A 13,426-nucleotide genomic window follows, 5' to 3' on the forward strand; every position below is an offset into this window, starting at 1 on the left:
TTTCGCCATTGCGTTTGCTTCTAATCGGCTCCGACGCTCCAACGGTCGAAAGTGAGGCGGAGATGCCCCGCGCGCCGCGCCAGACAGACCGCGGGTGCAACAAGTGCAGGGGTGGCGGCTGCGAGGGGGGGCGTTTCGATCCGGTGTTCCGACGATCCATTAGTTGATGGCAGATCACCCGAAACTTGCACCATGTGTACATAATTCGTCATCTGGCGCACGTCGTACCGGAAGGCACGCAGCAGGGAAACGCACGCCAGAACCATAATGATTGAGAATGGCAGTGCCGTGGCAATCGATGCTGTTTGCAGAGCGGTGAGCGATTCACTGCCCCCGACGATCAGCAGGATCGCGGCGGCGGCGCCCTCGAGCACTGCCCAGTAGACCCGCGTGATTTTCGACGTTTCGATCGCGCCGCCGGTCGCCAGGATGTCGACTACCAGCGAGCCAGAGTCAGATGAGGTGACGAAGAAAAATACGACCACGCAGATAGCCACAATACTGGTGATGGTTGCGAGGGGAAGTGTGTCGAGGAAGGAGAAGAGGGCGGTACTTGCGCTCACTGCCTCGCCCGGTGCGACGTCACCGGCCTCACGCTGCCGCAGGATCGCGGAATCCCCGAAGACGGTGAACCACACTGAACTGACAAGCGTTGGCGCGACCAAAACGCCGATCACGAACTCGCGAATGGTGCGCCCCCGCGAAATACGCGCGATGAACATGCCAACGAAGGGCGCCCAGCTGATCCACCAGCCCCAGTAAAAGACTGTCCACGCGGCTGCCCACCCGTCTTCGGAGAACGGGGCAGTCCGCAACATCAACTCGGGCAGGGCCTGCGCATAGTTACCGAGATTCTGGACCCATGCCTGCAGCAGGAACAACGTCGCACCGGTAGCGAACACGAAGATAACCAGTAGCGCCGCGATGGTCATGTTCGTGTTCGACAGCCACTTCAGCCCCCGATACACACCCGATACGACCGATAGCGTCGCGATGAGGGTGATGAAGGCGACGATTCCGAAGATCCAGAGGTTTGACGACTCAATCCACCCCAGGTATTCGAGGCCGGACATGATCTGCTGGACACCGAACCCAAGTGAAGTGGCGACGCCGAACAGCGTTCCCACGATCGCGACGGCGTCAATGGTGTGCCCTATCCAGCCTTCGACTCGTTCACGGCCGAGAAGCGGTTCCAGCAGCCAGCGCACCGCAAGCGGACGTCCTTTGCGGAATGTCATGTACGCCAGGCCAAGTCCGATGACGACATAGATGGACCAGGCGTGCAGGCCCCAGTGGAACATCGTGATCTCGAGCGCCTGGTTCGCGGCCCGGTCCGTACCACCTGCGACGCCGCCGGCTTCCGGCGGTGACAGGTAGTGCATCAGCGGCTCAGCTACTCCGTAGAACACCAGACCGATGCCCATACCGGCGGAAAACAGCATCGCGAACCAGGAAAGCAGCCCGAATTCCGGTTCTTCGTCATCCCGTCCGAGCTTCAGTTTGCCGATACGAGTAAGCGCGCAGTACAGCGCGAAGATGACGAATCCCGTGGCCACCAGCACATACCACCAGCCAACACTGTCAGCGAACAGGCTGTTCAGCGAGGTAAACGCGTCTTCCGCAGTCCCTCCGTAAAGCGCAGCGAACGCGATGAGGCCGAAAATCGCGATCGATGCCGGGATGAATACGGGCTTGCGCAGTGAGGTCCAGGCAGTAATCACCGTGCCCCCTCAGTGAGTTTGTCCAGCAGCCAGCTGTGGAATTCGCCAATGTGGTGTTCGGAGGGCACCAGCACGCCGCCGTTGCGGTAAGCCTTCGATGACATCGTCGGCTGCGTCCGCTCACAGGCGTCGAAGTCCTGCTGGTTGACGCGGTGGAAAAGTTCGACCGAATGCGAAACGTCTCTGCCGAACTCCGTGACGTCACGCGAGTAGAGCCAGTCGCATTCAACGATTGTGCGATCAACTGAAAGTGGGTACATCCGGTGAAAGATCACATGGTCAGGCACCAGGTTGATGAAGATCTGCGGGCGGACGGTGATTGCGTAGTACTTTCGGTCCTCGGCCTCGGTGACGCCGGGAAGAGCATCAAAACCTGCACCTCCGTCGACAGTGAATCCATCGACGCCGTCACCGAACGCCGCTCCATGACCGACGAAGTACTGGGCAGCGAGGCCGTCAGCGAATTCGGGTAGCACTTCGGTGAGTTCAGGATGGATAGTCGCGCAGTGGTAGCACTCCATGAAGTTCTCGATGATCAGCTTCCAGTTGGCGGCGACGTCATAGGTGATGCGACGCCCAACCTCGAGCGAGCCGATCTCGTAGCGATCGATCACCGAAGCGTCACCGAGACGCTCGGTGACTGCGCCGATTACCTCGTTCCCGAACGACGGTGGAGTGTCGGCGAGACACACCCAGGCGTAGCCGAGCCATTCGCGCAGGGCGACGCTTACAAGCCCGTACTCCTGACGGTCGATGTCGCGACCTGCCGCGTCTTTCAGCGCAGCCATGTTCGGCGCTGCGACCAGGCGGCCGTCGAGTCCATAAGTCCAGGCGTGGTAGGGGCACTGCAAGTTTCGGCGCACCTGCCCTGAGTCCTCCGTGCAGAGCATGGCGCCGCGATGCCTGCAAATGTTGAGGAATGCCCGCAACCCACCATCACGACCCCGAACGATCAACACGCTTTCGCGTCCTACCGTCACCTTTTTGAATGCGCCGGGGTTTGCCAAGTCGGAGCTTCGAGCAGCGCAGAACCACATGGACTCGAAAATCTGTTCTTGTTCACTGACGAAGATGCCTGGATCGGTGTAATAACGACCACCCAGTGTGGGCATCAGTGCGGATTCGATATCAGGGATCTCAGGTGCAGCCATATGTGCCACCGTTTCTTTCATGTGAGCCGATACCACGATCAGCCTGACGATGATCTTGAGGCGCCTCGTTACGGGCCTCGGATTCTTGGACATGAAGTTTCTGCGCGCGAACGAAGCGTGAGCGACAGCTTTGTTGCGTCATGCGCGACAGTGTGCGCTATGCAGAACTTATCGCGACATGGCTACGTGTGTCAATCGTCACATCGTGACGAGTGGCAGCACTCTGCCACTCCCCTCCCGCCGAGGCTCAGGCAGCCTGATTCGATCTCCTCTATATATGCGCGTGACAGCTCAGAGTAAAGAGCCTTGCCAGTCGCGGTCGCGTGAACCGACGAGACCTTCTCCATGCAGGTACGCGGCGCCATGTGCCCGCCAATTCTGCATTCGAGGACGTTCACTAGGGACGCCTCGCCCATCGCTAGAGACCCTGCGACAAGCCCCGCACGCCGCATGCGCAAATTCGGCGCAATTTTCAGTCCCGCAAGTATTGACACCGGGTTCCCCGGAGGAGCATTCTGTTGCGTAGAGCGCCATGCCGTGCGTATAACGCAACACCCTACCGATCGCTTCGGTCGCTTTCCTCCGGAGGTAAGTGTGATTCTCGACGACAGTCCCCGCACCGCTACTTTGCAAACGCGAGACCTCGGATCAACCGCGATTCCCGTTTGCCCGCTCTCGTCCCTGCCCGAAGGGGAAGTCGCCACAATCACCCCGCCTGGGATGAGTCCGATATCTATCTTCCACACTGCCGAGGGCTTGTTCGCGATCGACGACACGTGCACTCACCAAGATGCCTCACTTTCTGATGGGTGGGTCGAGAATTGCACGGTCGAATGCCCACTTCATGAAGCGTGTTTCGACCTGCGGACTGGCACCCCCTCCGGGCCGCCCGCGAAAGTCCCTGTCCGGACGCATCAAGTCTCTGTGATAGACGGCGTGATCGTACTAATGCTGACGAGTGAAGGAAAATAGCCATGGGAATTCTCGGGACGACTCCGGCTTCCGTGCTAGTGGTTGGCGCGTCACTTGCTGGGCTTTCCGCCGTTCGTGCCCTGCGTGAACGCGGCTACACAGGGCAACTGACGATTGTCGGCAGCGAACGATCCGCTCCCTACGATCGGCCACCTCTGTCTAAGGAATTCCTGACCGGCGCGCTCACAGAAGATGACATCTCACTGATGAGCGGGGACGACGCCGCACTCGACACCGAGTGGCTCATGGACCGGACAGCTACGGGATTGTCGCAGGCGGAGACAGGCGGCTACCGCGTGACGTTCTCTGACGGCACCCTCATCGAAGCAGACGCGGTGATCCTCGCTACTGGAGCACGCGCACGCACGCTTCCCGGATGTTCCGAGATGGGCGGCGTCCACACGCTCCGCGGCCTGGAAGACGCACGAGCACTTCGTGATTCGCTGAGCAAGTCACGAAACCTGGTGGTCGTCGGTGCTGGATTCATCGGCGCCGAGGTCGCCTCGAGCGCCGCGAGCATGGGCCTCAATGTGACGGTCGTAGAAGCATCTCCCACTCCGCTGGCGGGCCCTCTCGGCAATGAACTAGGAGCAGTGTGCGCTGACCAGCACACAGCGCATGGCGTCGAACTACTCACGGGCGCCGCAGTGGCGAAGGTAGTCGGAGACGATCACGTCCGGGCTGTCCAGCTCACGGACGGTCGTGTACTTCCGGCTGATGCGGTCCTCGTGGGGATCGGTGCCGTGCCAAACGTTGAATGGGCCGGAAACTCAGGCGTTCTCATCAATGACGGATTCGTGACGGATTCGTGCGGCCAGACAAATCTTCCCGGGGTCTACGCGATCGGTGATTGCGCGCGCGCCTATGACCTGTGGGTCCAGGACTATCACCGCAGCGAGCACTGGAGCAACGCGATTGCACAGGCGGGTATCGCTGCGGACTCGATCATGGGAAGGACGCCCGGCTCCGCGGTCATCCCCTACTTCTGGTCGCGCCAGTACGGCAAGATGCTCCAGTTCGCTGGGATACGGCAGCATACTGACCAGGTCCGCTGGATTGAGGGCGATCCGATGTCGGGAACGTTCGTCGTGGTCTACGAGCGCGACGGCGTGCCGGTGGGAGTATTCGCGATGAACAACGTCCGCTTGTTCACCCGCTACAAGAAGCAATTGAGTAAGACCCACAGCCCCCAGGCATCGAGACTCGCAGTATCCGCCGTCTGACCTGGAGTGCACGCTTTATGCGGACTGATAACCGAGCCGGTTGCTGATCTGCGCGGCTACTGCCTGCGCTGACCTAGCGACCGGCTCGAAATCTTCTGCTTTCAACCTGTAGGCGGGTCCTGAAACGCTCAGCGCGGCGATGACTTTCGCCGTGTGATCGTAAATTGGAGCGGAGACGGCATTAAGCCCGGCCTCCAGTTCCTCCTCCGACTCTGCCCAGCCGCGCGCACGCACGGACCTGAGGACCCGCGCAAGTTCGGGCATGTCCGTGACTGTCTGCGGCGTGAGCGCGGTCAAACCGGCCGAGAGACACTCCCCCAGTTCGGCTTCAGGCAATTCGGCGAGGAGAAGTTTGCCGCTGGACGTCGCGTAGGCGGGCCCACTCTGCCCAACCCACGTGTAGGCCGCCACTCCCGAAGGCCCGTTTGCCTTCACCACGCACACAGCCTGGTCGCCGTCGAGTACCGAAACATTGACGGTCTCTCCGACCTCTTCGGCAAGATTCGTGCAGAACTGCTGGCTGTGGCGGACCAGATCACCGTCCGTGTCCGCTGACCTAGCGAGGCGGACAATAGACCGTCCCAGCTGAACCCGCCCCCGATTGTGGGCGTGCGCGAGGTATCCCCGTGACTCGAGGGCAGATATGAGCCGGGACGCCGTGGACTTGTGTACGCCGAGCTCTGCAGCGACGTCCGTGACGCGCGCTTCGCCGAGCCTGGCAACAATCTCCAAGATCACCAAGGCGCGATCGACCGACTGCACGGCACTTGCGGTCCGTGTATCCCCATCGCCAGCGATTTCAGTCATATTCGACCCACGATACCCGACATTTCAACCATTGAAATAAGCCTGTAACAAATGGCACACCCTCCCGCGTGCCTGCCTGAAGCCGCACACCCTGCGACAGCGGCGGAGAGCCCACCGAAATCATTGCTGGTTAGGGGGTTGACGCGTGAAAGTATCAGACTTACTGTATTGATATATCAGTTGTAGATCTGATCTCGTTCGCTCAATAGCAACAGCGCTTCTGAACGGGTTGCCCCGACTGCAGCGGCCACCACGTACACACATCCCCTTCCCCAGAGAGGACCGCCATGAGGTCACCGCGCGTAGTGATCATCGGAGCTGGCATCGTCGGAGCCAACCTGGCTGACGAACTGACCGCGAGAGGCTGGGATCGCGTCACTGTTCTCGATCAAGGGCCGCTCCCGCTCACCGGAGGTTCGACTTCCCATGCCCCGGGCCTCGTCTTCCAGACTAACGCGTCAAAGGCACTCACCGAGTTCGCGCGCTACACAGTCGAGAAGTTCAAGGGCCTCGACGTCGACGGGCAATGGTGCTTCAACCAGCTCGGCGGTCTTGAAGTCGCAACAAGTCCGGAGCGTCTCGCCGACCTTCAGAGAAAACAAGGATGGGCAGCCTCCTGGGGAGTCGCGGACGCCGCCGTGCTCGATCCCAAGGAGTGTGTCAAACTCCATCCGCTCGTCGATGAGAGCCAAATCCTTGGTGGCCTTTACGTGCCCACCGATGGACTTGCGAAAGCGTCCCGCGTGGTCGTTGCACTCATACGCCGGGCCACACAGCGCGGTGCTGAGTTCCGGGGATCCAGCAAAGTCACGGGCATCGAGCAACGCGCCGGCCAGGTCACCGGCGTGATCACGCCGCACGGCGTCATCCCCGCTGACATCGTGGTTTCCTGCGGAGGCTTCTGGGGCCCCGCCATCGGTGAGATGGTAGGCATGCAGGTCCCCCTGCTCCCCCTCGCCCACCAGTACGCGAAGACTGGCCAGGTTCCCGAGCTAGTAGGACGGAACAGCGAACTCGGCGAAGCGAGCATGCCGATTCTCCGTCACCAGGATCAGGACCTCTACTTCCGCGAGCACGGCGACCGTCTCGGCATTGGCAGTTATGCGCATCGCCCCATGCCAGTGGATCTGCGCGACCTGACCGAGAGTGATGACATCTCGGCCGCCGCAATGCCTTCGATGCTGCCTTTTACTGAAGACGATTTCGCTCCATCCTGGGCGGAAAGCAAACTGCTGATCCCAAGCCTCGAATCGACGAAGGTCGAGGAAGGCTTCAACGGCGTCTTCTCCTTCACTCCTGATGGTGGACCGGTCGTTGGCGAGTCGCCTGACGTGGCCGGGTTCTGGATCGCTGAAGCGGTGTGGGTGACGCATTCGGCCGGAGTCGCGCGCTCCGTCGCCCAGCTTCTCGTCGACGGACGGAGTGAAATCTCACTGCACGGATGTGACGTGCACCGCTTCGAAGAGATACAAACCGCTCCCGACTATGTCAGCGAAACCGGGCAGCAAAACTTCGTCGAAATCTACGACGTGCTGCATCCTCTTCAGCCCCGCACCTCTCCGCGCAATCTGCGTGTCAGCCCATTCCATGCCCGGCAGAAAGAGCTAGGTGCGTTCTTCCTGGAAAGCGGTGGCTGGGAGCGTCCGCACTGGTACGAGGCGAACGCGCGACTGCTCGACGACCTGCCATCGGAGTGGACATCACCGCCGCGCGACCCCTGGGCTGCCCAGTTCTTCTCCCCGATCGCGGCCGCGGAGGCATGGCGTACACGCACCTCCGTCGCGATGTATGACATGACGCCGCTTAGGCGACTCGAAGTCAGCGGTCCCGGCGCGCTCGCGCTCCTCACTCGGCTGACAACGGGAAAGATGGATAAGTCTGTCGGCGCCGTTACGTACACGCTGATGCTGGACGGATCCGGCGGTATCCGCAGTGACCTCACGGTCGCCCGGCTGTCTGAAACCACTTTCCAGCTCGGCGCCAACGGAAACATCGATGTCGACTACCTGCGCCGCGAGGCGCCGGCCGACGGCAGTGTCCAGATCCGGGACGTCACCGGCGGCACATGCTGCATCGGCGTATGGGGACCGCGGGCACGCGACCTCGTCCAGGCGCTCAGCGCGGATGACTTCAGCGGCGAGACCTTCAAGTACTTTCGCTCCAAGAAGGTGTGGATCGCGGGCATTCCTGTCACGGCGATGCGTCTCTCCTATGTGGGCGAGCTCGGATGGGAACTGTATACGTCGGCCGAGTACGGGCTGCGACTCTGGGATGCTCTTTGGGGCGAGGGCCAGCAGTACGACGTGATCGCTGCCGGCCGCGCCGCCTTCAACAGCCTCCGCATTGAAAAGGGCTACCGTGCTTGGGGTTCCGATATGACAACGGAACACAACCCGTACGAAGCCGGACTTGGGTTGGCGGTCAATGCGAACAAGCAGGACTACGTCGGGTACGAAGCAATTCAGCGCATCAAGCAGGAACCTCTGGAACGACGGCTGGTGTGCGTCGCTATCAATGACGGCCAATCCGTCGTCCTGGGGCACGAGCCCGCATTCATCGACGGCTCGCCCGTTGGCTACGTCACCAGTGCCGCATTCGGGCACACCGTCGGGACGCCACTCGCGTACGTCTGGCTGCCCGCTCCGGCCGCACCAGGAACCAACATCGAAATTCAGTACTTTGACCGCCGTATCGCTGCGACCGTTGTCGCCGAGCCGCTGGTCGACCCAGACATGAAGCGCATCAAGGCTTAGCAGGCGAGGAGACAAGTCATGCCCAACACGTTCACACTGACGCTGCGCTGCATTGATCGGCCCGGGATCATCCGAGCGGTCAGCGCCTTCCTTTTCCAGCACAACTGCGACATCACCGAACACAAACAGTTTGACGACAACCCCAATAGCGCATTCTTCCTGCGAACCTCATTCGTCTCGACAGACGACATTGATGTGCAGACACTCACCGAGTCTTTCGCGGAGACAGCGACATCATTCGGCATGGAGTACGAATTCCACAATAGCGATGCGCCTCGTGTGCTCGTCATGGTTTCCCGGATGGGCCATTGCCTCAACGACCTGATCTTCCGCTGGCGCTCAGGTGCTTTGGGTGGGGAACTCGTCGCGGCGGTATCGAATCATCCTGATCTTCGCCCGATGGCTGAAGCTGCGGGATTACCGTTCATCCACGTCCCCGTCACGCGGGACACGAAGACCGAAGCCGAGGCCGAACTGCTCCGACTCGTGGATGAATACCGTGCTGATCTGGTCGTGCTCGCCCGGTACATGCAGGTGCTTTCCGATGATGTGTGCAAGGCGCTGTATGGGCGGGCCATCAACATCCACCATTCGTTCCTGCCCGGGTTCAAGGGCGGGAAGCCCTACCACCAGGCGTACAACCGCGGCGTCAAGCTAGTCGGGGCGACAGCCCACTATGTGACGTCCGATCTCGACGAAGGCCCGATTATCGAGCAAGAGGTAATCCGGATCGACCACTCGTATGCTCCCGTTCGGCTAGCGACAGTGGGCCAGGATGCGGAGGCCCTTGCGCTGTCGCGGGCTGTGCGCTGGCACTGCGAGCACCGCGTGCTGTTTGATGGGCAGCGGACGGTCGTGTTCAACTAGTACGAACTCGCGTGCGAGATGTGTGGGCGGTCCCGATATCTGGGGCCGCCCACAGCTTTGGCATGAGCACTGAGACTGACAGTTGACCATTCGTGCTGAATGCGATTCATACTCTTCAGGCAGCTAAGCGGTGGAGTTACCGTCGTTGAATGGGCACGAAACCGTCACCCCGACTCAGCGCAATCGTTGCCTCTCTGCCACTAAGGCCGGGGATACGCGTGCTGGAAATAGGCTGTGGAACCGGGGCCGCAGCTCGCGAGGTCGCGCGGCGCATCGAAGGCGGCCGTGTGCTGGCCATCGATCGTTCCGCCAAAGCGATTGCAGCCGCTATTGCGAAATCTCAGTCTGAGATCGCGTCGGGACGGCTGAGCTACCGTCACACCGCAATCGAAATGTTCGAATTGGCCGACGATGAGCCGCGTTTCGATCTGGCATTCGCGGTACGAGTGGGCGCGCTCGATGGCCGTCACCCCGAACTGGCTGAACGGGCGCTGGACAGGATTGCCACCGCACTGACACCAGCCGGAAGCCTGATCCTGGACGGCGGCGACCCGGTGGGAGCAGCAGCGCTGAGCGCGAGGGCCGGCTCGCCGTTCCTACAACAGACTGCGGATCGCCTGCTCGAACCCTGAGACGTGGGACAGCGTCAGTTTCGCCGCTGTCTCCTCGTCCCCATCGACGATGGCCCGCAGCAACGCGACGTGCTCGACCACATGGCTAGCGACGTCAGGCAGGCGGTCGAGGAAGAGGCACCAGATCCGGGTGGCGTGAGAGTCAAGGCTGACAAGGATGTCTTCGAGATACGGGTTGCCGGCTGCCCGGTAGATTTCGCGGTGTACCCGGATGTCTTTGCGCAGAACCTCTCGCGGATCCTCGTCTGGGCTGATGTCCGCGATTTCGTCCGCGAGCGCGGAGAGCCGGTCACGGGTTTCCAGCGAGGCAGACCGTGCGGCACGCGCGGCGGCTGAGGGCTCGAGCTGCTTCCGGATCTCCGAAATATCCGATAAGTCAGTCATGTCAACGCCGGTCGCGAAAGTACCGCGCCGCGGGTAGGCGACGACAAGACGCTCACGTTCGAGTCGCTTGAGCGCCTCTCGCACCGGCGTCCGCCCGAATCCCATCTCGTCTGCAAGGCGATCATCGTTGATCGGCTCACCTGGCCGGATGTCCAGCATGATGAGCCGCTCGCGCACGATTTCGTAGGCCCGGTCAGCGTGTGTACCCGCAACGGGCAACGCGTCTAGGAGCGTTGACTGCGCCAATTTCATTCTCATCTCCTATAGCCCTTGACCTAACTCTCGCACTAACCTTACTCTACAACAACGTTGATATATCAGTATATCCGTTTCTGATCCTTCAGAGGGGCAACCAAATGACTGTGCAGACCGACGAACTCACCAACGCGATCTCCAACCCCACCCTGAGCTATCCGCTTGCCACGCTAGATCCTGATGTTCATCAGGCGATCTCGGCTGAGTTGCGCAGACAGCAGGAGACGCTCGAGATGATCGCCAGTGAGAACTTCGCGCCTTTCGCAGTCATGCAGGCGCAAGGATCAGTACTCACCAACAAGTACGCCGAGGGTTACCCCGGGCGCCGCTACTACGGTGGGTGCGAGCATGTCGATGTCATCGAGCAGCTCGCCATCGACCGCCTGAAGTCACTCTTCGGCGCCGAGTACGCGAACGTTCAGCCACACTCTGGCGCCCAGGCCAACGCTGCCGCGATGTCGGCGCTTCTCGAGCCCGGCGACGCGATCCTCGGCCTGGCACTCGCCCACGGTGGCCACCTGACCCACGGGATGAAGCTCAACTTCTCCGGAAAGCTCTACAACGTCGCGGCATACCACGTTCGCGAAGACGACCACGTCGTCGACATGGATGAGGTGGAGCGCCTCGCCCGTGAGCATCGCCCGAAGCTCATCCTCGCCGGCTGGTCCGCTTACCCTCGCCAGCTCGATTTCGCGGCCTTCCGCCGGATCGCCGACGAGGTCGGCGCATACCTGATGGTCGACATGGCGCACTTCGCTGGACTCGTGGCAGCAGGCCTTCATCCCTCCCCAGTTCCCCACGCCCACGTCGTCACGTCCACCACGCACAAGACGCTCGGCGGACCGCGGGGCGGCTTCATCCTCACAAACGACAAAGACCTGGCCAAGAAGTTCAACTCGTCAGTTTTTCCCGGCCAGCAGGGCGGCCCACTCGAGCACGTCATCGCGGCAAAGGCTGTCGCCTTCAAGCTCGCCGCCGAGCCTGAGTTTCAGGAGCGCCAGCAGCGCACACTCGACGGTGCGGCAATCATCGCGGAACGACTGCTGGCAGACGACTCGCGCGCAGCGGGAATCAATGTTGTCAGCGGCGGAACAGACGTGCACCTCGTCCTGGTCGACTTGCGAACATCCGAACTCGACGGCAAGCAGGCCGAAGACCGCCTGCACCACGTAGGGATCACCGTCAACCGCAACGCCGTTCCCTTCGATCCCCGACCACCGATGGTGAGTTCCGGAGTTCGCATCGGCACACCAGCGCTCGCGACCCGTGGATTCACCCGCCAAGCCTTCACCGAAGTAGCCGACATCCTCAGCATCGCGCTGCGGCCGGACACGGACTCTGCCGCCCTCGACGGTCTCCGAGAACGTGTCAGCACTCTCGCAGCACAGTTCCCGCTCTACCCTGATCTCACGGAGGCAGCCCGATGACGTCCCAGCCCCCCGGCGCCCACCTGCCAGACCATCCAGAATTCCTGTGGCGCAATCCTGAACCCAAGAAGGCCTACGACGTCGTCATCATCGGTGGCGGCGGACACGGCCTGGCCACCGCGCACTACCTGGCAAAGAACCACGGCATCACCAACGTCGCTGTCCTTGAAAAAGGCTGGCTTGCGGGCGGGAACATGGCCCGCAACACGACGATCATCCGTTCCAACTACTTGTGGGACGAGAGCGCAGGCATCTACGAGCATTCCCTCAAGCTGTGGGAAGGCCTCGAAGAAGACCTCGGCTACCCCATTCTTTTCAGCCAGCGTGGAGTGCTCAACCTCGCGCACACTTTGCAGGACGTTCGCGACAGCGTCCGGCGCGTAGAGGCGAACAAGCTCAACGGGATCGACGCGCAATGGGTCGGCCCCGACGAGGTGAAAAAGCTCTGTCCGGTCGTCAACACCTCCAGCGACATCCGGTACCCCGTCCTCGGTGCGACCTATCAACCCCGTGCAGGGATCGCCAAACACGACTATGTGGCATGGGGCTTCGCGCGACGGGCCGACGAAGCCGGGATCGATATCATCCAGAACTGTGCCGTCACCGGCTTCATCCGGAAAGACAACAAGGTCGTCGGTGTCCGCACCACCCGTGGTGATATCGCGGCTGGACAGGTCGCGCTGTGCGCAGCCGGGCACACATCGACGCTGACGGACATGCTCGGTTTCCGGACACCAATCCAGAGCCACCCCCTCCAAGCCCTCGTGTCGGAACTGCTTGAACCAGTCCACCCCACGGTTGTGATGTCGAACCACGTCCACGTATACGTCTCGCAGGCACACAAGGGCGAACTCGTAATGGGAGCGGGCATCGATTCGTACAACGGGTACGGGCAGCGCGGCGCATTCCACATCATCGAACGCCAGATGGCCGCTGCGGTCGAACTGTTCCCCGCGTTCGCCCGCGCGCATCTGCTGCGCACGTGGGCCGGAATTGTCGATGTCTGCCCAGACGCCTCACCAATTGTCGGGCGCACGCCTTACGACAACGTGTACCTCGACTGTGGTTGGGGCACCGGAGGATTCAAGGCGACACCAGGCCTCGGCTGGTGCTTCGCCGACACGATCGCCAATGACGAGCCCCATCCGTACATCGCCCCGTTCAGCCTCGACAGATTCGTCACCGGCGCGCTCGTAGACGAGCATGGCGCCGCTGCGGTCGCCCACTGACGTAC

Annotated in this window: 11 protein-coding genes; 7 read left to right on the forward strand and 4 right to left on the reverse strand. The window is 61.5% G+C overall.

Features of this window, described 5'->3' with window-relative positions:
- Positions 1-20: 20 nt before the first annotated feature.
- Both FHU29_RS17890 and FHU29_RS17895 read right to left on the reverse strand, forming a co-directional pair.
- The gene (locus tag FHU29_RS17890) at positions 21-1,721 is read right to left on the reverse strand and encodes a BCCT family transporter (protein WP_232322898.1); all 1,701 of its coding nucleotides are present in this window, start codon (positions 1,719-1,721) and stop codon (positions 21-23) included.
- The gene (locus FHU29_RS17895) at positions 1,718-2,872 is read right to left on the reverse strand and encodes an aromatic ring-hydroxylating oxygenase subunit alpha (RefSeq protein ID WP_064439406.1); all 1,155 of its coding nucleotides are present in this window, start codon (positions 2,870-2,872) and stop codon (positions 1,718-1,720) included. Before FHU29_RS17895 ends, FHU29_RS17890 begins: the two co-directional genes overlap by 4 nt.
- Before the next feature lie 594 nt (positions 2,873-3,466).
- On the opposite strand from FHU29_RS17895, the gene FHU29_RS17900 reads away from it, so the two are divergent.
- Complete coding sequence (locus FHU29_RS17900) at positions 3,467-3,844, forward strand: bifunctional 3-phenylpropionate/cinnamic acid dioxygenase ferredoxin subunit (RefSeq protein ID WP_423785884.1); 378 nt, start codon at positions 3,467-3,469, stop codon at positions 3,842-3,844.
- A 2-nt stretch (positions 3,845-3,846) separates the two neighbouring features.
- Positions 3,847-5,067, forward strand: a complete 1,221-nt coding sequence (locus FHU29_RS17905; RefSeq protein WP_064439407.1) for an NAD(P)/FAD-dependent oxidoreductase — start codon at positions 3,847-3,849, stop codon at positions 5,065-5,067.
- A 15-nt stretch (positions 5,068-5,082) separates the two neighbouring features.
- On the opposite strand, the gene FHU29_RS17910 is transcribed toward FHU29_RS17905, so the two are convergent.
- Positions 5,083-5,874 (reverse strand): IclR family transcriptional regulator, encoded by a 792-nt coding sequence (locus FHU29_RS17910; RefSeq protein WP_064439408.1) that lies wholly within the window; start codon positions 5,872-5,874, stop codon positions 5,083-5,085.
- A 287-nt stretch (positions 5,875-6,161) separates the two neighbouring features.
- Here FHU29_RS17910 and FHU29_RS17915 point away from each other — a divergent pair, with 287 nt between their 5' ends.
- From FHU29_RS17915 to FHU29_RS17925, 3 genes are all read left to right on the forward strand, one after another.
- On the forward strand, positions 6,162-8,627 hold the full coding sequence (locus tag FHU29_RS17915) for a GcvT family protein (protein ID WP_064439409.1): 2,466 nt from the start codon (positions 6,162-6,164) through the stop codon (positions 8,625-8,627).
- An 18-nt stretch (positions 8,628-8,645) separates the two neighbouring features.
- On the forward strand, positions 8,646-9,494 hold the full coding sequence (purU, locus tag FHU29_RS17920; RefSeq protein ID WP_064439410.1) for a formyltetrahydrofolate deformylase: 849 nt from the start codon (positions 8,646-8,648) through the stop codon (positions 9,492-9,494).
- Between the two features lie 149 nt (positions 9,495-9,643).
- Positions 9,644-10,126: a class I SAM-dependent methyltransferase gene (locus tag FHU29_RS17925; RefSeq protein ID WP_064439411.1), complete on the forward strand. Its 483-nt coding sequence runs from the start codon at positions 9,644-9,646 to the stop codon at positions 10,124-10,126.
- On the opposite strand, the gene FHU29_RS17930 is transcribed toward FHU29_RS17925, so the two are convergent.
- Complete coding sequence (locus tag FHU29_RS17930; RefSeq protein WP_064439412.1) at positions 10,091-10,762, reverse strand: GntR family transcriptional regulator; 672 nt, start codon at positions 10,760-10,762, stop codon at positions 10,091-10,093. The two genes, FHU29_RS17925 and FHU29_RS17930, sit on opposite strands and share 36 nt — an antisense overlap.
- Positions 10,763-10,866: 104 nt before the next feature.
- On the opposite strand from FHU29_RS17930, the gene glyA reads away from it, so the two are divergent.
- Both glyA and FHU29_RS17940 read left to right on the forward strand, forming a co-directional pair.
- Entirely contained in the window at positions 10,867-12,192 is a 1,326-nt protein-coding gene (gene glyA / locus FHU29_RS17935) for a serine hydroxymethyltransferase (protein WP_013805802.1), read from the forward strand.
- A complete protein-coding gene (locus FHU29_RS17940) occupies positions 12,189-13,421 on the forward strand; it encodes a sarcosine oxidase subunit beta family protein (protein ID WP_064439413.1) in 1,233 nt (410 codons plus the stop codon). Before glyA ends, FHU29_RS17940 begins: the two co-directional genes overlap by 4 nt.
- Positions 13,422-13,426: the final 5 nt, after the last annotated feature.

The organism is Hoyosella altamirensis (genome assembly GCF_014191505.1).
Taxonomy (GTDB): domain Bacteria; phylum Actinomycetota; class Actinomycetes; order Mycobacteriales; family Mycobacteriaceae; genus Hoyosella; species Hoyosella altamirensis.